This window comes from Legionella beliardensis, from assembly GCF_900452395.1.
Taxonomy (GTDB): Bacteria; Pseudomonadota; Gammaproteobacteria; order Legionellales; family Legionellaceae; genus Legionella_C; species Legionella_C beliardensis.
On the sequence record NZ_UGNV01000001.1, the window covers coordinates 1,729,635 to 1,754,267 of the forward strand.

Here is a 24,633-nt window from a genome sequence, read left to right on the forward strand (position 1 = left end):
AATTTAATAAGAAGTCTAATGTAACATGCTATAATGCAAAATGAACAACTAATTGAAAAGATATGAAACTAAATTTTGATAATAGTTTTGCGCGCTTACCTAATTATTTTTTTACGAAGCTCAACCCCACTTCTGTGAAAGAGCCTAGGCTTGTTCATGCTAATCATGAAACAGCTGCCTTATTAGAAATAAGCGATAAAGATATTCAGAAAAAAACCTTTGCTAATTATTTTTCTGGCAATACGCATCTACCAGGAAGCGAGCCTTTAGCCACTGTCTATTCAGGCCATCAATTTGGTTATTATGTGCCACAGTTAGGCGATGGTCGGGCTCTTTTATTAGGCGAAGTCGTTAATCAGCAAGGTGAGCGTTGGGATGTGCAATTAAAAGGCGCAGGCCAAACACCTTATTCGCGTATGGGCGATGGGCGCTCCGTATTGCGTTCCGCAATCCGAGAATATTTATGCTCAGCTGCCATGCATGCCTTAAATATTCCTACCACTCGTGCCTTATCTATTGTCGCAACCAATGAATTGGTTTACCGCGAAGTGCCAGAACCTGGTGCGGTATTAACGCGGGTTGCCGAATCACACATTCGTTTTGGCCATTTTGAGTACTTTTACTATACCAATCAACATCAGGCGCTAAAAGAATTAGCAGACTATGTTTTGCATAGACATTATCCTGATATACCAACTAATGTCGAAGGTTATCTTCACTTATTTGAGCAGGCCGTCTTAAAAACCGCACAATTAATTGCAAAATGGCAAGCAGTAGGGTTTTGTCATGGCGTCATGAATACAGATAATATGTCCATTTTAGGATTAACTATCGATTATGGCCCCTTTGGCTTTCTTAATGCCTTTAATGCAAATCATATTTGCAATAGTTCTGACTATACGGGACGTTATGCATTTGATCAGCAGCCAACAATTGCCTTTTGGAATTTATTAGCGTTAGCACAAGCACTAACACCTCTTATTGCTGCTGAGCAACTGCAAGAAACCGTGGCGCGCTTTGATAATGAATTACAAGCTCATTACTATCAGTTAGTTCAGCAAAAATTAGGATTAGAAAGAACACACAATACTGATAAACAGTTAGTTGCTGAATTATTCTCTCTACTACAACGTGATAAAGTAGATTATACCGTGTTCTTTCGTCGTTTAAGCAATTTTAATCCACAAAAAGACAATGATTTTTTAGCTTACCTTTTTGAGAATAAAAAAGAATTAAATACCTGGCTAGCTCGCTATAAAGATAGATTAACGCATGAAGAAATGCCTATTAGCGTTCGCCAAGAAAAAATGAAGAAGATTAATCCAAAATATATACTACGTAATCACCTAGCGCAGCAAGCTATTTCACAAGCTTACGAAAACCAAAATTATCGTGAGATTGGCAAATTATATACTATTTTACAAAAGCCTTTCGATGAACAGCCAGAGTATGAATTATATTCCCTACCACCGCCAAAAGACTTAGCAGAAATTAAAGTAAGCTGTTCATCTTAATTTTGTTATAAACCAATCTAAAAATAGCTAAAAATAGAAAGTTTGTAATTAATCGATTATGATTGCATTAACTCAGTTAAGAAGGACTTAAACATGCTAGTCACTTTTACGTGTGAGTCTTATGGAAAACTCATATTCTTTGGTAATGTTGCAAGGCATTTAATTAAGCTAATGGGTCATAGCGATAATATACCCGGAGCCATTAAGGCTGAAGAAGTGGAGCAAGCGTTAAATAATTTATTAGCAGGGCTTAATCAAACAAATAAAAACGCGCCCTTACCAAGGGATAAAGAAGATGAACCACCTATTAGTCTCGCAACCCGCGCTGTTCCTTTAATTGATATGCTTAAATCAGCGCAAAAACATCAATCTGATATTATCTGGCAATAGCTTAGAACCTATTGCCAAATTATTTAATACAAACATGCTCTTCAGCTTATTGCCATATTTTCAACAACTGCTAGTAAAAACTGTTCACACTGTTGTAGTTGCGCAAGTGTTACAAATTCATTAGCCCGATGCGCTTGCTCGATACTACCTGGGCCACAAACAATAGTAGAAATAGCAGCTTCTTGAAATAAACCTGCCTCAGTGGCGTAAGCTACTTTTTTTGCTGCATATTGACCCGTGATGGCTTGGCAAAGTTGCGTTAATTTAGAATCTGCATGGGCAGCAAAACTTGGCACGCCCGCTATTTCATTTAAATTAACAGCAGCTAGGGGATATTCTTGCTGCATTTCGTGTAATAAATGGCTATTTATATATTGATCTATTTGATTTTTTATACTACTAGCAGCATGTTCAGGTAAATGGCGAAATTCGAAAACAAATTCACAATAAGCTGGAATTATATTATGAGCATTTCCGCCTTGAATCATATTGGTTGTGAGCGTCGTAAATGGTACATCAAAATCTCTATCAAGCTGCTCTTTTTTGAACTTTTCAGCCAATTGCCTTAAAAATAAAATCAATTTTGCTGCATACTCTATCGCGTTACAGCCATTGGGCGTTAAGGAAGAATGTGCGGCATTGCCTTGAATTTGACAACGAAATACCCGAATGCCTTTATGAGCTACCACAGGCTGCATATTAGTCGGCTCACCAACAATACACAATTTCGGATTACAATTTAATGGCTTTAAATCGGCAATCATCACCGGTGCCCCACAACAACCAATTTCTTCGTCATAGGAAAAAGCAAAGTGCACTGGGAAATTTAAATTAAGGGCTTGCAATTTAGGCAATAAAGCCAAAGTAACGGCAATAAACCCTTTCATATCGCAAGCACCTCGCCCAAATACTTTATCGTCACGTAGTTCTGCTTTAAATGGATCACTATCCCAAGCCTGTCCAACAACAGGCACGACATCCGTATGGCCTGATAAAATAATACCGCCTTGAGTGTTTCCATCGACACTTGGTAATGTTGCAAATAGATTTGCCTTATTATCTGCTTTTGAAGTGAATCTTGATTTAATATTGTGCTGTAAAAACCAATCGGCAATGGTATGAATTAATTGCAAATTAGACTTAGATGAAGTGGTATCAAAAGCGATTAACGCTGAAAGCCAATCAATTGTTGTCATTATTAAGAATCCTATCAATACTACCGCTTACTTTGTGGTTGTGATTACAGTATAGACCCATCGCTTCTATTTAACTAATTGAATTTAATAAATAAAATAATAGTCAACTAAATCAACTCTTGAACAAAATAGCCTTTATGGTCAATATTTGCTACTTACGTTAGTAGATTATCAATTAACCTTGAGGTACAATAATTCAGCTTTCGGCAACCCGAGGGCATTTGGATTAAGCTTTTAACAAAAATAAGGAAGTTATGATGAACGTGATTGATACACAAGCATCTGCTCAAGGCATAAAACAAGAACAAGGCCTCCAAGAATTAGTTTATACACTAGTTACCCGTTTTCTTGCAGAAAACAAAAATAAACCTATAGATGATTTATATGATATGATTTTGTCAGAAGTTGAGCCACCTCTTCTACAGGCTGTCATGGAAAAACGCCGTGGCAATCAATTACAAGCAGCTAAAATGCTTGGTATAAGCCGTGGCACCATTAGAAAAAAACTATTACGTTATTTTGGAACAAAATATTTCCGCTTAACAGACGAGTAATTCGTTAATGTCGTGATAGTTTAAAGGCCTGCTTAGATGGGCCTTTTTTATATAAAAATATATCTTTGGCTTTCTAAAGACAAACGCCATTAATGCAGTCGCACCAGGCAAACCTTAGCCGTGTTAAAATGCGAAACATTTGTATGGGCTCACATTAAAAAGATTAGTTTGCTATAAAAAGGATTTAAAATGCTCACCTTATATTCCTACCCTGAACTTTTTGGCTTACCCGATAATAATCCTTTTGGTTTAAAAGTTGATACCTTTCTCCGCTTAGCAAAAATTAATTACAACCATGAGCATATTGTAGATACTAAAAATGCGCCCAGAGGGCAGTTACCTTATATTAAAGATAACGAACAAATTATTACTGATAGCAATAAGATTATTCATTATTTATCAGAGCACTATAAAAACTTGGATACAGATTTAACAGCGGCACAAAAAAATCTACATTTCTTAGTGACCAGCATGTTAGATAATCATCTCTATTGGGTAATGTCATATTCGCGTTGGCAAGATGACGCGTGTTGGCCGCTATTTAAAGCGGAATTCCTACGCAATTTACCAGAGCTATCTGCAGACGATCTAGAAAAATTTAGAACCTATAATATTGAAAAATACCATTACCAGGGCATTGGTCGTTATTCTGCTGAGGACATTTATCAAGCCGGTGTTGCGGATTTAAAAGCTATTTCCTTCTTATTAGAAGATAATGATTTTATATTTGGCAATACAGTACATGCTTTAGACGCTTGTTGTTATGGTTTTCTCGCAAATATCGTCTATTTTGAGATACCCACGCCCCTTAAAGATTTTGTAATCCAAACAAATCTTAATGCTTATGTAATAAGAATAAGGAAATTACTTGATTATTAAAAGGTAGCTTCCTTGCAATCTGATACACTACTTCCATTAGACAATCCACGTACCTATTATACGCTATAGTATAAATACTATGTACAAGTGAGAGCACGATGGTAGATATCATTAATCTTAATAAAAAAAGAAAGGCTAAACTGCGTCTGGAAAAAGAAAAAAAGGCTGCTGAAAATCGAATTAAATTCGGCAGGACAAAAAAAGAAAAGCAGCTAGAGAAACAAGACAGTAAACGCAGCGAGCGGCATCTCGATGGTCACAAGTTGGAAGAAAAAGAGAAAAAATAGAAACTGTAAGTCTTTTAGCGTAGAAAACTAAGCTTGTAGCCTGGGTGCAACAAAAGTGAAACCCGGGTTCCGGCCCTTTGGGCCTGCACCTAAGCTACATTTATTTGTAGTAGCTCAGACTTGAGTTGACAGTTTTCCATTTACAGAAGTATCTTTATAGTTTAATTTTTATACTTTTTACTCTACCTTCTTCTGTTAAGACTTGAGCATCGTTTTTCGCTTTTTTTTCATCAATATTGGATTGATTAGATGGCGAGCCTGGCTGGTAAAATCGATAATACTCTCCTTTTTTTCTAACGTCAGAACGAGTTGTAATCAATCTTCCTTCTTGTCGACTTTCTGGATAAAGCAGCTCTCGGTACCCTTTTACCACTTGAACTGAGACTGGCTTTTCTCTCGATTGCACTTGCAACTCACTAACTACTCGCCCTGCCAAAGTTGCCATAAGTTTTTCAAATTCTTTATCTTGAGCGCTAACTTCTACCCCACGGGTGATTGCTGGTCTCTTGTTTTTAAGCAAATCAGTGTAGTGAGTATTGCGAGTATGGGTTAAGTACCTCTGAGAAAGTATCCAAGGTAGGCGATTTTAAGATAGCAACCTTGTCTTTATTGTTTGTACACCATCCACCGCTGATGGGTTCAAATAAATGTTTTCTCTCGCCTTTTTTGCCTTTAACCAATTCCGGCCTCCCTGTAAGGCGCGCAACTTGCTCATCATTTAATGAATCAGAGATAAGCGCACAAGTGATGCCATTTATGCCCCTTTCTAGATAATAAGCAGCAAAAGAGTTGGTTTGTTTTTTATTTACAAAAACATAGGCTGCATCTACGGAATTATCCAAACCATTTTCAATCAGTATCTCTGGCGTTATCTTTTCTTGAGATTCCACAACTACCTGAGCTCCGCAACAACGTAGATCCTCCTGCCAATAAATATCATCAACTAATTCATCTTGCTGCATCTTCATTTTAAATCCGAAACATCTATATTGATTTAAATACTAGCATCTTCACTTCAGGGAAAAATAAAACTAATTAGATAATTATAGTACAATTTTTGATTAATTTGTTTTTGTAAGTTGATCTAATAGAATAGGAAACCGTAGAAGAACTAAACAATTTAATTATTAATCATTAGTTTAAATTTATCGTGCTATACGGGCCATTAAAATCAAGATCTAATCCTTCATACAAATGGGTTTTCATAATTTGAATCACTTCATCTGCATCGATACCTTTAAAAGTAAATGTAGTTGGGTGTAGGCCCAAAGGGACGAAACCCGGGTTTCGCGTCGCTGCACCCAGGCTACTTGCTACTTACTTCGCTTTTTAAAAGACAGCCACCTGAAAAAGCTATATTAAAGACACATATTGTACTGGTTCCTCTACTTGGCTTTCTTCCTTTGGTAATGCATTCTGCATTAAAAAATTAAACTGCCTTTTTAATTCTTTAATTTCATTGCCTTGAGATTCAATTTTCTCTGCCTGTAATCTGATTATCTCTCTTTGAGCTTTCATTTCCTGTTTTTGAGATTTTATTTCCTTGCTGGGAGATTTATATTCACTCAATTCAGTCTCAAAAGGTGCCTTTTCTGCCAATAATAATAATTCCCGCTCATTAAATCTTAATGGATGCTCAAGCAAGGTGGCGGTAGTAGATATTGTTTCTGTGTATTCTTTATCAGCCCTTCGCCTGGCTAACAGCTCATTTAAAGCTGTCATTTCAGTTGGTGTTGCCCAACGTTTTGGGTGATCGGAAATTTGGCCATTAACAGTACAATAGCAATCCCCATTTTTTCCCTCTGAGGAGAATTTTAAGCCTGGCTGCATGAAAAAAGCTTGGGCTTCTTGCTTTTCTGCTGCTGTTAACATATCACTCCGTACCACGGTATCTCGAATAGGGACATAGGAAAGATAAGTGATGGCTTCTTCTATAAACGTGTCAGCTGTAAATTTTTTAGTTATAATGCCTGACATCAGTAAATCTGATATATGCAAAAAGGCATATTTCGCTATTATAGCTGCCTTTTCAGGCGGTAAGTTACTCATACTATCTTTATAATAATGAAAAATAGCATGTGACAAAGATTTGGCTTTACTTAAGGCTGTTGTTAAATTCCCAAAACAATTTACCAAATGATCGCATGAGTCTCTCATGGTTGCGCCATGAATTTGGCGAATGATAAAATTTTTAATGTCATCGCTACAAGGAATATGCATGATAATATCAGCGACTTCCGTGGTTTTGCCAATGAGCCCTGCGCCCTCAAGTACAACAGTCTTTAAGCCTTCTCCTGCGAATTCTAATAACTGACAATGTCCTTCTATTACCTTACTAAAACCACTTAACCCTAAAATGAGATTTTTTGCCATGCTGATCATTTTTTCAGCCGGTGTCACGATTTGACTATCCACATGACCGCTAAATATATTCCAAGAAGCACTAAATAAGGCCTGCATGTTATTTTCAAACGTAGAGCGAAAAACCTCTAGCGAATTTTTATCTTTTGTCTTGTATGCAGTAATTATTCTTAACACATTTGAAGTACGTGAAAGTTCGAGAATTTTTAATACCTCATCAAAGCATTGCACGAGATCAATAAAATCATTTTCTAACGCAACATCAATAAATTTCATTAATCCAGCTGCTATTCCTTCTAAATAAAGACTGATATCCTCTCCGGTAAAATCTTTCTTACAATTATTAAGATACTCTATACTTTTCCCTAATAATGCGGCTGCTCTTTCTTCATTAGGGCGGTAGCTCGTTAACTTATTTTTACATTGCACGATAGCACCAATAAAATAGGAATTTCCTTGGGTGGTGCGAATGACATCTCTATCTGCTGCTGGCAAAGCCGCAAGCACCGCCTCAGGCACATCGAAATCAATTCTCTCTAATTTAGAATCTTGTGGTTTTTCTTTTAGAAAATTGAGTAACGTATTAATATCCGCTTTATCTAATAGGCAACCTTTTACATTAAGGTATTGCAGTTGTGTATTCTTAGACAGCGCATGAATTAAATATTGAAAGCCAGAATAAAGAAGCCCTGGGCGAGAGCCAATTTTTTTGTTATTACTTAAATCTAAAGATTGCAAGGTAGTATTATTTTTTAATGCAGCTGCTAAGTCGCCTAATCCGCTATGTGACAAAGAATTATTTGATAAATCAAGTTTTGCAACATAAAGATAAAATTCTTTGAATTTTAAAACATCGGCTAAATTGCTTAAGTCAGAATCATTGATATCACGATTAGATAAATCAACCGAGATTAAACGTTTAGGATTTTTTTCCTTCCAGTATGAAATTAAGCCGGTAAAAAGTGATCGACTATTAGCATCACAAAAACAATGAAGGTGAGCCTGAAGGTTATCTTGTTCTTGCAGGTAAGGAGGTGGTTGATGTGCCCATAGCAATTGGATGATGTTCGCTGCTTGTTGACGCTGCCCCTCATCATTTTTTCTACATGCTTTTTTCCATAAAAATATCACTTCAGCTAAAGTCGTTGCCTTAGTAAGTGCCCAATGAGGATAAGGCTTATTGATATCAGCCCCCCTATTTAACAAAAATGTAATCATGTCTGCATTTAAATTGGCACAAGCAAGCGACAAGGCAGTTTTGCCATCTGGATTTACAGCATTAACGTTTAGCTTATACTTGCTAAAAAGGATCCTCACCTTTGTTAAGTGTCCTGATTTAACAGCTTTAAAAAATGGTTTATGATCTTGCAGGGGCAGTTTTTCAAATCTATAAAAATGCATTAGTTTACTCCACAGTTTACTTAAGTTATTACAACGAGCTATCTCTTAAGTAAGTGGATTTTTTTTAACCCAACCCCTCAATACGATCTCTTTTTGCAGGCAATTATTACTAAATGCGCGAAATTATATTATGGTGATCATTAATAAATCAATGAAAATTATATTAGGTTAAATGATATAAAGAAGCTAAGGTTAATTAACATGAAAAAAATCAAACGTTAATTGAATGCAGGTAAACTATCTCTTAACAAGCAAGCGTAGGTCGGGCGCATCGCCCGACACTTCCTTTTTGCTAAAAAAAATTAAAACTGATATATACACTTTTCACAATAGAATACAGACAACAATCCGACATGCGCTATCGACGAGTGATTATGCCCGGGGTATCTTATTTTTTTACTGTGAACCTGCAAAATAGAAAAAATAAATGACTCATTGAATAGATTGATTTATTACGAGCTTCTTTCGGTCATGCGAAACGCCATCATCCTTTTATTAGTGATGCCATTGTCATAATTGGACTTATGAAGAACGGCCTCATGCGCTTAAATTTTGAGAAAAAGAAATGTCGGGCGAAGCGCCCGACCTACGCTTATTTTATTAAACTGTTACCCATGTCCCGTTACATGTGTTACCTATGTCACAGGGCTATATACAAGCCACAGTAATTCGTTTTTTCTTTGGCTTCTTTCAATTCTCTCGAAATACCGTGGCTTAACCACGGTATCCAGTCTGATTTTTGCGTCTGACTAAGGCAGCTAAATAGCTCATCTAGCAAGCAGCCTGGGTGAAAGGAAATACAACCTAAGTTTTAGTCCTTTGGGTCTGCACTTATCTCTTAAAGAGAGGTGGATCAGAGACAGCTAAGAGCAGCAGTGATTTTTGGACTATGTTAAAAGAAACTTATCTAGTTTAATCAAAGTAATACTCACCCATATTTTCCGTAAAGAAGTCTGGTGTTTCATAGTTTTGTACAATGATTTTTGCTTTTTCCAATAATGAAGAATCGTTAAATTCTAATAATTTTTTAATGTCTTTAGCAATATACTCTGGCCTATCTGCGCCTAAGATAACTGAGCTAATGTGATTGTCTTGATAGAGAAAAGCAAGAGCAAGGCTTGTTAACATATCATAGTTGTGTTGGGTTAACTCTAATAAAGCACGTACTTTTTGCCCATAAGGCAGGTTAGGATCATTAATGTGTTGTTTGACATAAGGCGTTAATAAACCTGTTCCTAGTCCACCGCGTATAATAACTCCCATACCTTTCTTATACGCTGCATCAATATAGGGTTTATTACGTTGGTTAATTAAACTGTACTCCATTTCAATGACATCAAATAAATTCATATCAATGGCATATTGTGCGGCTTCGCCATTAACAGAAACACCAATAAAACTTAATTTTCCGAGCGCTCTTAACTCTTGTAATGCGCGCACTGCTTCGCCTTTTTTTAATGTTTCAACGGCGTTTTTGTTATCTAGATGCAACAGTACTACATCAAGTTTGTCTATTTTTAATTTTTGTAAACTTTCTTCAACGTCTTTAAAAATGGCTTTACGACTAAAGTCATAAGCAGCAGCAGGTTTTGCACAATAAATTTCATCATAGGCTTTTTTTTGGCAGCGTGGATCAGTGGCTTTAATATTATGCTCACCGGGTTTGGTAATTAACAAATAATCAAAACGCGTGCGAGGAATATAACGGCCGATTCGCTCTTCGCTTAAACCGTAGGAAGAGGCCGTATCAACAACAGTTATGCCATTTTTTAATGCACTTTGTAGTACATCTTTGGCGATTGATTCTGATGGATGTAAGCTATCTTTACCAGCAATACCCCAATAACGTCCTAATTCAACAGTACCTAATCCTATAAAGGATACCTGTTTATCTAATTTTTTAATATAGCGCTTAGGCAAGTCTGTAGATTGATCAGGTAGTGATTTTCTAGCCATGGAATAATTTCCTACAAATAGAATCAATAGGCTTAAAAGAAATACTAAAAACTTCATTGTAAATTCCCTGTCCATAATTAATGCGCATAGGCACTATACATGAATCCATAATAAAAAGCACATCTATTAATAATTTGGGTAATAGATGGGCTTATTTAGAAGTACATCCAAACTAAATTAAGCAGTAGTCATTAACAATTTATTTACTCGGCTAACAAAGTCAGCTGGGTTATCAAGTTGACCACCTTCAGCAAGGACTGCTTGTTCAAACAGCATAGTCACCCATTCAGCGAAACGCTCATCATCTTCAATATTATGTAAACGCTTAATCAAGGTATGCTCAGGATTAATTTCGAAGATAGGTTTAGAACCAGGCACTTGTTGGCCTGCAGCTTGTAAAATACGTTGCATTTCTAGGCCCATATCTTGTTCATCAGCAACAACACAAGCAGGCGAGTCAGTTAATCTATTAGTTAGATTGACCTCTTTAACTTTATCGCCTAATACATCCTTCATGTGCTTAAGCATAGGTTCTAGCGATTTTTCTTGCTCCTTAATATTTTTTCCTTCACCGTCATCCTCACCTTCAAAATCGATTTTACCCTTGCTAATGGATTGTAATTTTTTGCCTTCAAACTCACTTAAATAACCGACTAACCATTCATCGATACGATCACTTAATAATAAAACCTCAATGCCTTTTTTCTTAAATATTTCTAAATGCGGGCTATGTTTAGCTGCATTATAGCTTGAGGCGGTAATGTAATAGATTTTATCCTGTTTTTCCTTCATGCGTGCTAAGTAATCCATCAAGGATACATTTTGTTTTTCAGAATCAGTGTGTGTTGATGTAAACCGGAGTAATTTAGCGATGGCTTCACGATTAGCAAAATCTTCAACAGGCCCCTCTTTTAATACCAAGCCAAATTCATTCCAAAAACGCTGATACATGTCTGCGTCTTGCGTACTCATTTTTTCAAGCATGGATAAAACACGCTTTGTACAAGCAGAGCGAATAGATTCGACTTGCTTATTGTCTTGTAAAATTTCTCGAGACACATTTAAAGGTAAATCACTGGCATCAATAATACCTTTAATAAAACGTAGATAACGAGGTAAAAATTGGGTTGCGTCATCTAAAATGAATACTCGTTTTACGTATAACTTTAAACCATGTTTCGATTCTTGCTGCCATAAATCAAATGGCGCATGCGCTGGCACATACAATAAACTAATATAATCATGTTTGCCTTCAACATGGTTGTGCGACCAAGTTAAGGGATCTTGGTAATCATGAGAAATATGCTTATATAACGCTTTATAATCTTCATCACTGATTTCAGATTTAGGCAGTGTCCAAAGCGCTGTTGCTTTATTTACTGTTTCATAATCAACAGCATTGTCATCTTTATTGTCTTTATTCTCTTCATCATGTTGTTTTTTCATGAGGATAGGCCAGCAAATATGATCGGAGTATTTGGTAATAATTCCTCGCAGCCGCCAATCACTTAAGAATTCCTCTTCCTCTTTCTTTAAATGAATGATTACCTCAGTACCGCGTTCAGCACGTGTTTCTTCAGCAATGGTAAATTCACCCTCACCCTCTGACTGCCAAACAATACCTTCTTCAGGTGCTAAGCCTGCGCGGCGGCTTTTAACCGTGACTTTATCCGCTACAATAAATGCTGAATAAAAACCAACGCCAAATTGGCCAATTAAATGAGAATCTTTGCTGCTTTCGCCGGTTAAATGACTTAAAAATTCTTTAGTTCCCGATTTTGCAATAGTACCTAAGTTTTCAATCGCTTCATCCCGACTCATACCAATACCATTATCTTTAATGGTAATTGTTTTTAGCTTTTCATTATAATCAATGGTAATTTTAAGATCAGAATCTTTCTCATAGAGAGATGAATTAGCCAAGGCAAGGAAGCGCAGCTTATCAAGCGCATCAGAAGCATTTGATATCAATTCGCGCAGAAAAATTTCTTTATTACTATAAAGTGAATGCACAACCAAATGAAGCATTTGCTTTACTTCAGTTTGGAACCCCATTGTTTGTTTCTTACCCGCCATTTAAAATCTCCCCTAAAGCATTTTTACTTAATGCATTAATAAAATAAACGCTGTTCCTCAATATAGGGATGGTCTGCAAAATTTCAAGGGGCATTATTTGCTGGACGTGTTTGTGGCACCATGCCAACGCGTGGCCTTTGCATATGAATAGAAATTTTATCACTTGCCTCTAAAACACTGCCATCAGCACCAACAACCTGTACTGCAATAGTATGTGTGCCACGATTAACATTATTTAAAGTAAAAATTTTATTAGCTTGTGGTTTTCCTATGGGCTGACCATCAAAAAGAAGCTGTAGAGCATCACCAGGTTGAAGATCTGGTTCAATATTTACTACCACTGAGACATAACCTTGATTATTACGAATCGTTGAATCAGTCTTAGGCTGTGAAATAACAATTGATTCATATTCATGAGTTGCCGCTGCAGCAGAGGCATTGTTCGTTGTGGCCGCAGGTGTGGTTGGTTTAGGCTGTGGTGCTGTAGTCTCTATGGGTGGTAGTGTTACTTTTTCGGCGCCCGGGTGCGGTTCATCACTGAAGTGAACAACACCTTGACTATCTGTCCATTTATAAATTTCAGCATGCAGCGGGCTAATTATTAGAGAAAATAAAAGAGAAATAATAATTTTTATCATCAATGCATTCCCTTAGCGTTTTTACTTAGTAAATCTTCTTTTAACAACTTAATAATTGCTAAATTTAATTTATAAAGGCCAGTTTATATAAAACTAGCCTTTTATATCTACTTATAAATGATAACTTAAGCAATTTATAAACTATAATAAAGTTCAAATTCAAATGGATGAACGAAACTGCGATATTGGTTAATCTCAGCTTCTCTAAGCTCAATATAACTTTCTATAAAATCTTTGGTAAAAACATCACCTTGCAATAAAAATTCATGATCACGGCGTAAGTACTTCACTGCTTGTTCTAACGAAGAACAGACAGTAGGAACGTCTTTTAGCTCTTCTGGTGGTAAATCATAAAGATCTTTATCTATAGGATCACCAGGATGAATTTTCTTTTGGATACCGTCTAAGCCTGCCATCATCATAGCTGCAAAAGCTAAATAAGGATTTGCCATCGGATCGGGAAAACGCACTTCAATGCGCCGACCTTTAGGATTACTAACGTGCGGTATACGTATGGCTGCAGAGCGATTACGTGCAGAATAAGCCAGTAAAACAGGTGCTTCAAAACCAGGAACTAAGCGTTTATAACTATTGGTCGCAGGATTTGTAAATGCATTTAATGCACGCGCATGCTTAATAATACCGCCTAAGTAATAAAGGGCAGTTTCAGATAAACCTGCATACTTATCACCACTGAATAGATTAACACCATCTTTTACTAAAGACTGATGGCAGTGCATACCGTTACCATTATCACCTACTAAAGGTTTAGGCATAAAAGTGGCCGTCTTACCATAATTATGAGAGACATTGTGCACCACATACTTAAGTAGCTGCATTTCATCCGCTTTACGAACCAAAGTACCAAACTTCGTAGCTATTTCACACTGATTTGCTGTGGCCACTTCATGGTGGTGAGCTTCAACAACGACCTGTAGTTCTTCTAAGGTACGGCAAATATCTGAGCGAATGTCTTGCGATGAATCTACAGGAGGCACTGGAAAGTAACCACCTTTAATAGCAGGACGGTGACCAATATTACCACCGTCAAAGCTCTTTCCTGAATTCCATTGCGCTTCTGCCGAGTCAATTTCATAGAAAGAACTATTTATCGTTGTTTTCCAACGGACATCATCAAAGATAAAAAACTCAGGTTCAGGGCCAAATAAAGCGGCATCAGCAATACCTGTTGATTTAAGATAGGCTTCAGCGCGTTTAGCAAGTGACCGAGGATCCCTGTCGTAACCGAGCATCGTTTGGGGATCGACGACATTACAACGGATAATTAAGGTGTTATCCTGATAGAAAGGATCTAGTAAAATTTTCTCGCAGTCGGGAACGAGCGCTAAATCCGATTGGTGAATTTTTTGCCAGCCTTTAATTGAAGAGCCATCAATCATTTTACCGTTTTCAATAAAATCTTCATCAACCGCAGAAATAGGAAGGGTAATATGCTGCTCTTTGCCTCGAGTATCGGTAAAACGTAGATCAACAAATTTAGCATCATGTTCTTTGATTGCTGCTTGAACTGCACTAAAGCTCATTATCATCTCCAGCATTAACTAATCAGGATTAACTAACTAATAGTTTACCTTAAGTGACTTCCGAAACCTAATAGATTAAACTAATTGCACGCATGTTCTTTTAAAAAATTATGGGCGCCTATCATTATCAAGCATTAACTCAGTCTGGTAGCACTAATAAGGGTGTTATTGAAGCTGATTCTGAGCGCCAAGCGCGGCAATTATTGCGCGAGCAAGGATTAATTCCCACACAAATCCGCACTTTAACTAAGCAGTCAGCCACGCCCCGTAGACGAGACAAGATCTCTGCACAAGATTTATCATTACTCACAAGACAATTAGCTACGCTCTTAGCAGCAGGAATTCCTGTAGAAGAAGCACTAAAAGGCGTAAGCGAGCAAACCGAAAAAGACAAAGTCAGAAGTTTACTAATCGGCATTAGAGCGAAAGTATTGGAAGGCTATTCACTGGCTCAAGCTATGGGTGAATTCCCTAATTCATTTTCGGAGCTTTATCGTGCTACAGTGAGTGCCGGTGAGCAAACGGGCCGTTTAGATTTAGTACTCGAAAAGCTGGCAGATTACACTGAAAATCAACAAGGAACGCGGCAAAAGATTCAACAAGCACTTATCTACCCCTCGCTAATGATTATTGTCTCAGTGACCATTATTAGTTTTTTGTTAGCTTTTGTTGTACCTAAAATTATTGAGGTATTTACCAGCAGTGGTCAGAGTTTGCCCCAAATGACAAAAGCACTCATTGTTATTAGTGATTTCATCAAAGCATATGGCTTATATGCAGCTATTGTTATCATATTATTATTTATTGGTTTTCGCCGCAGTTTAAGAAATTTAAAAGTAAAAACGGCATGGCATAATGTGTTATTAAAATTACCCGTAACTTCCTATTTAGTAAAATCAACAAATGTTGCGCGCTATATCCATACGTTTGGTATACTCTTCGCAGCCGGGGTAAATGTGCTTGAAACCATGCGGGTGTCAGCGAGCGTTGTTAACAATCTAATTATGCGCAATGCCTTTGATATTGCAGCAACAAGAGTCCGGGAAGGCACAGGAATAAGTACCGCTTTAAAAGAAACAGGTTTTTTAAATCCTATGGCAGTCCATTTAATTGCTAGTGGTGAAAAAAGCGGCCAGTTAGCAGAGATGATGGACCGTGCTGCTTCTCATTTGGATAATGAAGTTAAGCGCTTGATTGATACAGCCCTTACTCTTTTGGAGCCAATGGTGATTATGTTTATGGGAGCTGTTGTATTATTTATTGTTTTAGCAACGCTATTACCTATTTTTTCAATGGAGCAGCTAGTCACTTAGAAATAAAATTAACTCAAACTTAGTTTAAATCATTTTTAGAAGTCATTCTTAGGAGAGAGTATGAGAGCGCAAAAAGGTTTCTCGTTAATTGAAATTATGGTCGTTGTCGTCATTTTAGGCATTTTAGCATCTATCGTTGTACCTAAAATTATTAGCCGTCCTGATGAGGCACGTGCTGTTAAGGCAAAACAAGATGTTTTGGCCATTCAAAATGCGCTTGATTTATATAAGCTTGATAATGGCTTTTATCCAACTACCGATCAAGGTTTAGTGGCTTTAGTAGAAAAACCTACCAGTAATCCCACGCCTCGCGATTGGAAACAATATTTAAAGTCGGTGCCTAAAGATCCATGGGGTCGTGATTACTTGTATTTAAACCCAGGTGAGCATGGCGAAATTGATGTGTTTACCCTAGGCGCTAATGGTCAACCTGGTGGAACAGGCAAAGATGCTGAAATAGGTAATTGGGATGCGAAATGAGCGTGGTTTCACACTCATTGAAATACTCGTTGTTATTTTAATTATTGGCATTATTGCAAGTGCAACCTTATTTGCTTTCGGTGATTTTGGCACAAGCAGGCGTGTTAAAGTCACCGCCGAACAGTTTATAGCTTATACCAAGCTCGTACAACAAAGGGCAATATTGGAAATGACGACCCTTGGCATAAATGTAAGCTCTGGAGGTTATGAAACCTATCGCTATGTAAACGATAATTCTTGGCAACCTATGCCTAAAAATAGCCTTATTTTTCATCGTACCTTTCCAAAGGATGTGATCGTCACGTTGCAAAACAATATAAAAAACAAAACCAATGGCCCGAATATTATAGTCACTTCGTCAGGTAATATGACTGAATTTAAGCTTATATTTGGCACATCTGCACAGCCAAATATTATTACCATAACCGGTGAACACAATGGCAATTTAACCTTAGATACCAATCCACCAAACAAATGAAAAATCAACATCACCATAGACACCACCAAGTTGGGTTTACTCTAATCGAAGTGCTACTTGCTTTAGCAATTATCGCTATCGCACTAACAGCCATATTAAAAGTCACCGCGCAAAATGTTGCGAATACCGCGCGTATTAAGGATAAAACAATCAGTCATTGGATTGCTTTACAAGGCGTAACAATGGTACAACTAGGACTTTTAACCCCTAGCTTAAGTCAGGAAACTACCCAAGTAACAACCATGCTAGGTCAGCGTTGGTATTGGCGTGTTAAATTAAATCAAACACCTATGAAAACAGTACAAGAGATTTCTATTAAAGTGAGTAAAAATCAGGCGGGTCCTTTTACTGAAGCATTAACTGCTTTCCGGTATTTTCATGAACAACAGTAATGGCTTTACTCTTTTAGAAATACTTATCGCGCTTGCTGTCTTTGCTATCTTAGCAACTCTGACTTCTTCTGCCTTATATTATGCGTTTAATACACGTGCACGCGTTACCGCGCAAGCTGATCAATTAACTAACTTACAATTAGCTATTAGTTTATTAGAGCGTGACACTGCTCAAATGGTAAATAGGTCAATTCGTAGTACTGAAATGCACTTATTTCCAGCATTTATCGGACAAAAAGAATACACTGAATTTACCCGCGGTGGCTTAGCTAACCCAAATAGCTTAGAAAAGCGTAGCACCTTAACCCGTGTAGGACTACTGTGCAGGGATAATCAATTAATTAGAAGAAGCTGGCCTAGTTTAGATCCAGTCAATAAAGAGCAGTATGAAGATAAAATCTTGTTAAAAGATCTTGGTAAGTGTCAATTTGCTTACTTAAATAAAACCCTGCAAGTTCTACCACAATGGCATGATAGCGCAGGTGAGGTTGAACAAGTGGAGCCCTTACCTAAAGCAGTACAATTGAATTTAACCATTAAAGAATGGGGTAAAATAAGTTTTCTTCTGCCTATCCTTGGGGCTGATTATGCAAGTTAACTCTAAACGTGGCGTTTTTTGTTTTTTGCAGCAAGGAAGCGCGTTACTCTCTGCTCTATTTATCATGACTTTAGTGGCAATCGCCGCGACCGCCATGAGCGTACGTCTACAGCTTGATATTTATAGAACCCAATTAACCATTATCAGCGATAAGCTTTATTTAGCATCGCAAGTAGTCTCCTTTTGGGCTATGGGTGAGATACTCAATACTAAAAACCGATTTGCAATAGCTGATAAGTATGGCAAAGTCATGGATTTTCCTAAACAATATGAAGCGATTTACCCGGGATTTGTAATCAGTGGTTCCTTATATGATTTACAAGGACGATTTAATCTAAATAATGTCTCTGATCGTAATTATTACCCTATCTTTCTAAAATTCCTAAAAAATACCCTTAATAAAACGCCAACACAAGAGCAATTAAATATTGCGGCTGCTACCTATCAATGGCTAAGCCCTTATACGCCAGGACGAGGTAACGATGAATTCATGACTTATTATCTTAAACAAAAGCCTGCTTATTATCCTAGCAAACAATTATTTGAAAGCGTGACCGAATTTCGCTTGGTTCGTGGCATAAACGCGGTAATTTATCGGCAATTAGAAAATTTTATAACCGCTTTACCTGCTGTTACACCCATTAATATTAATACCGCCTCACGTCAATTGTTAATGTCACTTGGTGATAAATTAAATGAGCAGCAAATTAATGACATCATGACCGCTCGCGGAAAAGACGGCATTATGACTGATAAAAAGCTTAATGCATTGTTAAAAAAACTAAACCTTCGTAAAGAAATTATTACCATTGAAAGTGAGTATTTTTTAAGTATTGCTAAAATAAAAAGCAGCGATTTAACATTAGTGAATTTTTCTATTCTAAAACGTAGCAAAGATAAAGAAGGAAAAATGTCTGTTAGTCTGGTTAAAGAGAGTCTAAATACTTTATAAATGATAGCTCAACAGATATCCGATCTTGGCAATAGTTAAGTGAGCCATCATCTATTCATCATCCTGACCTTCTAGCACAGGACCTTTTTTCTTTAACTCTTGAAAAATTTGCTCACCCTGTTGTTTCTCCTGCGGTGTTAATTTTGCTTCGAGTCGACTAAACTCACGCGTTGCCTGTTCATTTTTATTATCAATAGCTAATTTAAACCAAGCATAAGCTTGCGCCGTATTTTTGGTAACGCCTAAACCGGCTAGGTATAAATAGCCAAGTTTTCCTTGCGCGACAGGATCACCTTGGGCTGCTGATTTGCCAAACCAATAAGCTGCTTGTTGATAATCTTTTTCAACACCTGTGCCACTTAAATAGAGTTGCCCTAGTTCAGCTTGCGCCTCAGCATGACCTTGCTCTGCAGCGGCCTGATACCAGTACGCAGCTTTCTTTGGATCTTGCGTGATGCCTAAGCCATTTAAATATTGATAAGCTAAATAAGCTTGTGCATTACGGTGTCCTTGGCTCGCCGCTTTCGCAAACCAGTAGGTCGCGGCCTGTTGATCAGGCGCAATACCATACTTTCCGGTATATAAAAGACCTAAACTAAATTCTCCTTTGGAATCACCTTGCTCTGCTGCTTGGTTGTACCAATAGAGGGCTTTATCGACGTCTTTCTCAGTCCCCGAGCCCATCATATATTGATAGCCTAGATTTACTTGCGCTTTAGCATACCCTTTTTCAGCAGATTTTTTAAACCATACGAAAGCTTGCTGCTCATTTACCGCGACCCCGTCACCTATCGCATACATAAGTCCGACATTGCGCTGTGCAATAGCGTTTCCTTGTTCAGCTGCTTTTAAATACCATTTAAATGCCTCTTTAAAATCTTGCTTTACGCCTTTACCTATATCATACATATAACCTAAGCTAAGCTGGGCAAGGGCATTGTTTTTTTCAGCTGATTTTCGATACCATTCCATGGCTTTTGTATCATCTTGATTAACACCATGACCATATTGATACATTCGTCCAATGAGATACATAGCTTCTTCATTTCCTTGATTTGCTGCCTGCATTAAATGAGGATAAGCAGTGTTGTAATCTTCATTTTCATAGGCAGTAAAACCAATAATTTCATCAGCGAGGGCTACGTTGGCAAATAAGCACGCAGCGATAATAAATGGACGCATGCAGGATCCTTAGGAAATTTTCCCTTATCTTATAGCGTAGGATATCCACAGAACAAATCAAATTTTAGACAATAAATTTTATTATTAGTCAATGATAAGCAGTTGACTTTTCATAGGTTTTTGTTTTTTCACGGATTTAAGCTAAATGATTTAAAAGCAAGAAAAAATAAGCAACCGTTTAAGATAGACAAAGAAGCAAATCTTAAGCGACTACTTATCGCATAGTTTATCAAGTTAAATAATCTTAGCAAAAATTCGCATTTTTGAGGTTATTTTGCTAGCAACCAGCCCTAAAGTTAGGGCTGAATAATTTATTAATTAATTTTCACCGTTGCTGTAGAGCCACCGGCTGTTAACGCATTAATTTTAATATTATTTGTTGCATCAACAAAGGTTTGGCCAGTACTCAATGTTCTAATAAAATAAGTATGGCTATCACCAGCGCGCGTTCTATGTATACTAATTTTATCTAAATAGGTTGGTGCACCTGCACCAAAGGTACCCATATTTTTACGATAGGAAACATAATAAGTATCTGTTGCATTCTTTTTTATTTTTAAGACTAATAATCCTGCGCTGTTAGCACCAGACTCTAGTGGATAGAGGACATGAGTACCCGATGTAACTGTCGTAATGCGATTGGGGAAAGCTGCAAACCAACCTCTTAAGTCTCGATGTGGCGCATTAACTTCTTTATAATATTGAAAATCACCTACACCCATAATACAAGCAATATCCCCATACTCTGATTCGACTGAACCATCATTATTCGTATCTGTCGCTGCGTGATGCATGCCTAAATTGTGGCCAAGCTCATGAGTATAAACAAGTTGAGAGTAAACTTGAGAAGGGTTATATGCTCTAATCCAAGTATTACAAGTCGTGCCGCAACCTAAATTACCTAAGCCGCCCCAGTTACAATTCACATCTTGCGGGATAACAAACATATGATGTTTATATAAAGATAAATTAACCCCAGCTTGTGCTGCAGCATTCTTAGCATCCGTTGCCCATTGATTGTAATTACAGCCGCTGGCAGCATAATTTAAATTAACGACATAGATATCTGGCCTGCCATCACCATTGGTATCACGCACCAGATTAAGTTGGTTAAACGAGCTAAGTTGAAAATTTTTCTGAGCAGACTTAAGACCTGTATACAACATAGAATCAACATTACTGGTTGATACGGTATTGGTTGCTTTTATATTAGTAAAATTAACTAATAATGCTAAAACCTTTCTTGTATCAGCAAGGGCAGAATCTTTTGTTGCACTCTTCAGACTCATTTTTTGTTGTACAGTAAGGGAATCCACTTTAATGGCTTTTTCTTTTATGCCTTTAATCTCTTGGCCTTCAATAATGACTTTGTCACCAGACAAAAGTGTACCTTTATTAACCGAATTAGGCAGCTCTAAAATATAAACTTCGCCTCCCTCATGTAATTGATAAACAGTTTTTGATTTATTATTTTCAAAATCATCGAAAATTAAAACTTCTAATTCACCCTGGTAGGTATGAGCAAATAGAAATGATGAAAAGCTAAGAAAAAAGCAAAGAACGATATACTTTAATTTATGCACAATAACCTCCGTGTGATGGTAATTTAACGTTTATGTCCGAGTTTGTGTTACTTTAAAAGACGAACAATAACAAACAAAACTATCGCGAATCCTTTCACGTAACCTATAGTTCTGTTAACGTTTCAGTCTATGTTATAAGGTTTAAACAGTCAATTAAGCTAATTTATCTTTCAGCTAAGGCGTAACCATTTACTAACTGATAAATCAAAAAAGTAGCCCGCTCTGTTTGCATAAGTAATGATGGAATATCTAATGTTTCTTGGGTGGAATGAGCGCCACTGCCAACGGGGCCTAATCCTGCTAGAGCGTAGGGTACATTTGCAGCAATGTAGGAAATATCACCTGCTCCTCTTAAAGCTGGATCAACAGGCTCAATTTTTCCATAACCTAAATGAATACTTATATCGCTATATAACTGTAATAATTTTAAATTAGCTTTCCTAGGAGGCATCGATGGGATACCCTCATTAAAAATGATCTTTGCTTTCGTGTCTGGTAAGTGTTGCTCGACAATAGAGATTATTTTTTTCTTAGCCGCATCTTTTTGCGCCTCAGTAAGAAATCGCAAATCCCCTTTGGCTATAGCTGTTTTGGCAATAATATTCTCCTTGCCAGAAACACTAGGTTCGGCCTTGTCTATATGATTAACCGTAGTTCCACCTACTATTAACCCCGGATTAAAAGTTAAATATAATTCGCCAGCGAGTTCTGTACGCATGGTATTTAAAATACGAACTAATTCAAAAACTGCTCCACTGCCAATTTTTTCCTTAAAAATTTGCGATGAATGCGCTTCATTTCCTTGTGCATCTATTTGCCAGTCAGCAATCCCTCTGCGTGCTATTGTTGCTGTATTTGGTGATATAGCCCACTCAAAATCTAGCGCGACATCATGGTGATCTGCTGCCTCAATTAATGGACGTCTAGAGATTGTTGAGGGCTTCCCAGAATCCTCTTCGTCTCCAGTAAATACCACTGTAATGGTTGCATCACTTAACGCATTGATATTGGCTAATGCTTTTAAGGCATAAATAATGACAACATCGCCGCCTTTAGCATCTATAACGCCTGGGCCGGTCGCTTTATTGCCCATTCGTTTAAAAGACTTAAAAGCACTTTGTTTGGGAAAAACAGTATCAAGATGACCTATTAATAGTACCTTCTTACCCGTATTACCCTGATGATAAGCTATTAATGTACCTGCTCGATTCATATTAGGCGGCATAGCCACCCAATAAGTCTTAAAGCCCAGCTGTTCAAGTTCGGCTTTTAAAATGTCTCCTACTTGCTTAACACCAGGAAGATTTGTTGTTGTGCCACTATTGATATTTACTAATTTTTCTAGAAGGTTTAATTGCTCTTGCGATTTAGAAGCAAGGTAATGCGATATTTGTGCTTCCTTGGAGCTAGCGGTATTTAAGCCATAAACTTGCGTTACAAACAATAAACTTAACAAAAAGCCAATATTTTTTTTCATAATTATGCAAACAACGATGACTAAATAATAATTTGTCTTAGAAAGGGCTAGCTGCTTATTTGTTTAATTGCAGATTGATTACGCTGAAAGAAACTGCAGGTTAAGGAATAAGCGAATATAAGTTAGCCTTTCTTTATATCTAAAATCGGGGCAATCGCATACTGCATGCAGTAAGCGATTGTCAACATTTAAACTGCTTCAAAAATTGCCGCAGCGCCCATACCTGTACCAATACACATAGTCACCATGCCATAGCGCCCTTTTGTACGACGAAGACCATGCAGCAACGTTGCTGTGCGAATAGTACCTGTAGCACCTAAGGGGTGACCTAAAGCAATTGCACCGCCTAAGGGGTTTACCTTTTCAGCCGGTAAATGCAGAGTTTTAATTACCGCTAAGGCTTGCGCAGCGAACGCTTCATTTAACTCTATCCAATCTAGTTGGTCTAAGGTTAGGCCTGCTTGCTGCAGTGCTAAAGGCACAGCATTCACTGGCCCTATACCCATCACGGCTGGGTCAACACCTGCTACCGCATAACTAAGGAGACGGCCCATAGGTTGTAGATCAAATTTTGTTAATGCTTCTTCACTTGCTAATAGTGCGATAGCAGCGCCATCACTGGTCTGTGAACTATTACCAGCTGTTACACTGCCTTTAGCAGCAAACACAGGGCGCAAACGTGCAATGGCCTCATAAGAGGTATCAGCACGAGGGCCTTCATCTTGAGAAATGATTTTTTTTGTTGCTATAGGCGCTAGCGTATTTAGATTTGGATGCCGTTCAACAATTTCTATAGGAACAATTTCCTGATCAAAGTCACCACGCTGTTGCGCTGCAATTGCTTTTTGATGGCTTAGCGCTGCAAATTCATCTTGCTCTTCTCGGGAAATATGCCATTGCTTGGCTACATTTTCCGCAGTAATTCCCATGCCGTATGCAATAGCAACCTGCTCGTTTTCAAAAATCTTAGGATTTGCTGTATATTTATTACCGCCTAAAGGAACCATAGACATGCTTTCCACGCCACCAGCTAAAGCTAGGGGCATAGCACCTTGGCTGATAGCCGACGCTGCTGTAGCAATACTTTGCACGCCTGAAGAACAAAAGCGATTAATTGTCATGGCTGGCACTGATTGGGGCATACCGGCAAGCAGCGCCGAAATACGCGCCACATTCATGCCTTGCTCAGCCTCAGGCATAGCACAACCAATAACGACATCACCAACTGCCGCCCAATCCACAGATGAATTACGTGCCATCAAAGTTTTGATGGTATGAGCGAGTAAATCATCAGGCAGAGTATGTCTAAACACACCTCGAGGTGCTTTACCGACGGGTGTGCGCAATACATCAACTATATATATATTTGTCATCGATAGGCT

The 24,633-nt window shown here is 37.7% G+C and carries 23 protein-coding genes; 11 read left to right on the plus strand and 12 right to left on the minus strand.

Annotated features, from left to right (window positions below):
* Positions 1-62: 62 nt before the first annotated feature.
* Together DYE47_RS07635 and DYE47_RS07640 are read left to right on the plus strand one after the other, a co-directional pair.
* Positions 63-1,514, plus strand: coding sequence for a protein adenylyltransferase SelO (locus DYE47_RS07635; RefSeq protein WP_115302705.1), 1,452 nt, complete (start codon positions 63-65; stop codon positions 1,512-1,514).
* A gap of 93 nt (positions 1,515-1,607) precedes the next feature.
* Complete coding sequence (locus DYE47_RS07640) at positions 1,608-1,904, plus strand: DUF1840 domain-containing protein (protein WP_115302706.1); 297 nt, start codon at positions 1,608-1,610, stop codon at positions 1,902-1,904.
* A 41-nt stretch (positions 1,905-1,945) separates the two neighbouring features.
* Here DYE47_RS07640 and argE read toward each other — a convergent pair whose 3' ends face one another.
* Positions 1,946-3,100 carry an acetylornithine deacetylase gene (argE, locus tag DYE47_RS07645; RefSeq protein WP_115302707.1) on the minus strand — a complete coding sequence of 385 codons (1,155 nt, stop codon included), beginning with the start codon at positions 3,098-3,100 and terminating at the stop codon, positions 1,946-1,948.
* Between the two features lie 257 nt (positions 3,101-3,357).
* On the opposite strand from argE, the gene DYE47_RS07650 reads away from it, so the two are divergent.
* The 3 genes from DYE47_RS07650 (at position 3,358) to DYE47_RS07660 (ending at position 4,820) form a co-directional block, all read left to right on the plus strand.
* Entirely contained in the window at positions 3,358-3,654 is a 297-nt protein-coding gene (locus DYE47_RS07650) for a helix-turn-helix domain-containing protein (RefSeq protein ID WP_115302708.1), read from the plus strand.
* 189 nt (positions 3,655-3,843) lie between these two features.
* Positions 3,844-4,533, plus strand: a complete 690-nt coding sequence (locus DYE47_RS07655) for a glutathione S-transferase family protein (RefSeq protein WP_115302709.1) — start codon at positions 3,844-3,846, stop codon at positions 4,531-4,533.
* A 98-nt stretch (positions 4,534-4,631) separates the two neighbouring features.
* Entirely contained in the window at positions 4,632-4,820 is a 189-nt protein-coding gene (locus DYE47_RS07660) for a DUF4169 family protein (protein WP_115302710.1), read from the plus strand.
* 154 nt (positions 4,821-4,974) lie between these two features.
* Here the strand turns inward: DYE47_RS07660 and DYE47_RS07665 are convergent, their stop codons facing one another.
* From DYE47_RS07665 to glnA, 7 genes are all read right to left on the minus strand, one after another.
* The gene (locus DYE47_RS07665) at positions 4,975-5,265 is read right to left on the minus strand and encodes a hypothetical protein (RefSeq protein WP_131750084.1); all 291 of its coding nucleotides are present in this window, start codon (positions 5,263-5,265) and stop codon (positions 4,975-4,977) included.
* 76 nt (positions 5,266-5,341) lie between these two features.
* Entirely contained in the window at positions 5,342-5,788 is a 447-nt protein-coding gene (locus DYE47_RS07670) for a hypothetical protein (protein ID WP_115302712.1), read from the minus strand.
* A 385-nt stretch (positions 5,789-6,173) separates the two neighbouring features.
* A complete protein-coding gene (locus tag DYE47_RS07675) occupies positions 6,174-8,582 on the minus strand; it encodes an ankyrin repeat domain-containing protein (RefSeq protein ID WP_115302713.1) in 2,409 nt (802 codons plus the stop codon).
* Between the two features lie 912 nt (positions 8,583-9,494).
* The gene (locus tag DYE47_RS07680; RefSeq protein ID WP_160149868.1) at positions 9,495-10,595 is read right to left on the minus strand and encodes an aldo/keto reductase; all 1,101 of its coding nucleotides are present in this window, start codon (positions 10,593-10,595) and stop codon (positions 9,495-9,497) included.
* 120 nt (positions 10,596-10,715) lie between these two features.
* Positions 10,716-12,614: a molecular chaperone HtpG gene (htpG, locus tag DYE47_RS07685; protein ID WP_115302715.1), complete on the minus strand. Its 1,899-nt coding sequence runs from the start codon at positions 12,612-12,614 to the stop codon at positions 10,716-10,718.
* 83 nt (positions 12,615-12,697) lie between these two features.
* Positions 12,698-13,252 (minus strand): DUF4124 domain-containing protein, encoded by a 555-nt coding sequence (locus DYE47_RS07690; RefSeq protein WP_115302716.1) that lies wholly within the window; start codon positions 13,250-13,252, stop codon positions 12,698-12,700.
* 134 nt (positions 13,253-13,386) lie between these two features.
* Positions 13,387-14,796, minus strand: a complete 1,410-nt coding sequence (gene glnA / locus DYE47_RS07695) for a type I glutamate--ammonia ligase (protein WP_115302717.1) — start codon at positions 14,794-14,796, stop codon at positions 13,387-13,389.
* Positions 14,797-14,906: 110 nt separating this feature from the next.
* Between glnA and lspF the strand changes: the two genes are divergently transcribed.
* From lspF to gspK, 6 genes are read left to right on the plus strand one after another with little or no spacing between them, the layout of a single operon-like run.
* Positions 14,907-16,109, plus strand: a complete 1,203-nt coding sequence (gene lspF, locus DYE47_RS07700; RefSeq protein WP_115302718.1) for a GspF family T2SS innner membrane protein variant LspF — start codon at positions 14,907-14,909, stop codon at positions 16,107-16,109.
* A 60-nt stretch (positions 16,110-16,169) separates the two neighbouring features.
* Entirely contained in the window at positions 16,170-16,589 is a 420-nt protein-coding gene (gene lspG, locus DYE47_RS07705) for a GspG family T2SS major pseudopilin variant LspG (protein WP_115302719.1), read from the plus strand.
* Complete coding sequence (gspH, locus tag DYE47_RS07710; RefSeq protein ID WP_115304041.1) at positions 16,579-17,067, plus strand: type II secretion system minor pseudopilin GspH; 489 nt, start codon at positions 16,579-16,581, stop codon at positions 17,065-17,067. Before lspG ends, gspH begins: the two co-directional genes overlap by 11 nt.
* The gene (gene gspI / locus DYE47_RS07715) at positions 17,064-17,459 is read left to right on the plus strand and encodes a type II secretion system minor pseudopilin GspI (protein ID WP_115302720.1); all 396 of its coding nucleotides are present in this window, start codon (positions 17,064-17,066) and stop codon (positions 17,457-17,459) included. The genes gspH and gspI overlap by 4 nt, the downstream gene beginning before the upstream one ends.
* A complete protein-coding gene (gene lspJ / locus DYE47_RS07720) occupies positions 17,446-18,057 on the plus strand; it encodes a GspJ family T2SS minor pseudopilin variant LspJ (protein WP_115302721.1) in 612 nt (203 codons plus the stop codon). Before gspI ends, lspJ begins: the two co-directional genes overlap by 14 nt.
* On the plus strand, positions 18,047-19,009 hold the full coding sequence (gene gspK, locus DYE47_RS07725) for a type II secretion system minor pseudopilin GspK (RefSeq protein WP_115302722.1): 963 nt from the start codon (positions 18,047-18,049) through the stop codon (positions 19,007-19,009). Before lspJ ends, gspK begins: the two co-directional genes overlap by 11 nt.
* 51 nt (positions 19,010-19,060) lie before the next feature.
* Here gspK and DYE47_RS07730 read toward each other — a convergent pair whose 3' ends face one another.
* The 4 genes from DYE47_RS07730 to DYE47_RS07745 form a co-directional block, all read right to left on the minus strand.
* Positions 19,061-20,191, minus strand: a complete 1,131-nt coding sequence (locus DYE47_RS07730; RefSeq protein WP_115302723.1) for a tetratricopeptide repeat protein — start codon at positions 20,189-20,191, stop codon at positions 19,061-19,063.
* A gap of 314 nt (positions 20,192-20,505) precedes the next feature.
* A complete protein-coding gene (locus DYE47_RS07735) occupies positions 20,506-21,774 on the minus strand; it encodes a metallopeptidase domain-containing protein (RefSeq protein WP_115302724.1) in 1,269 nt (422 codons plus the stop codon).
* A 163-nt stretch (positions 21,775-21,937) separates the two neighbouring features.
* Positions 21,938-23,251 (minus strand): M20/M25/M40 family metallo-hydrolase, encoded by a 1,314-nt coding sequence (locus DYE47_RS07740; RefSeq protein ID WP_115302725.1) that lies wholly within the window; start codon positions 23,249-23,251, stop codon positions 21,938-21,940.
* Between the two features lie 188 nt (positions 23,252-23,439).
* Entirely contained in the window at positions 23,440-24,624 is a 1,185-nt protein-coding gene (locus DYE47_RS07745) for an acetyl-CoA C-acyltransferase (protein ID WP_115302726.1), read from the minus strand.
* Positions 24,625-24,633: the final 9 nt, after the last annotated feature.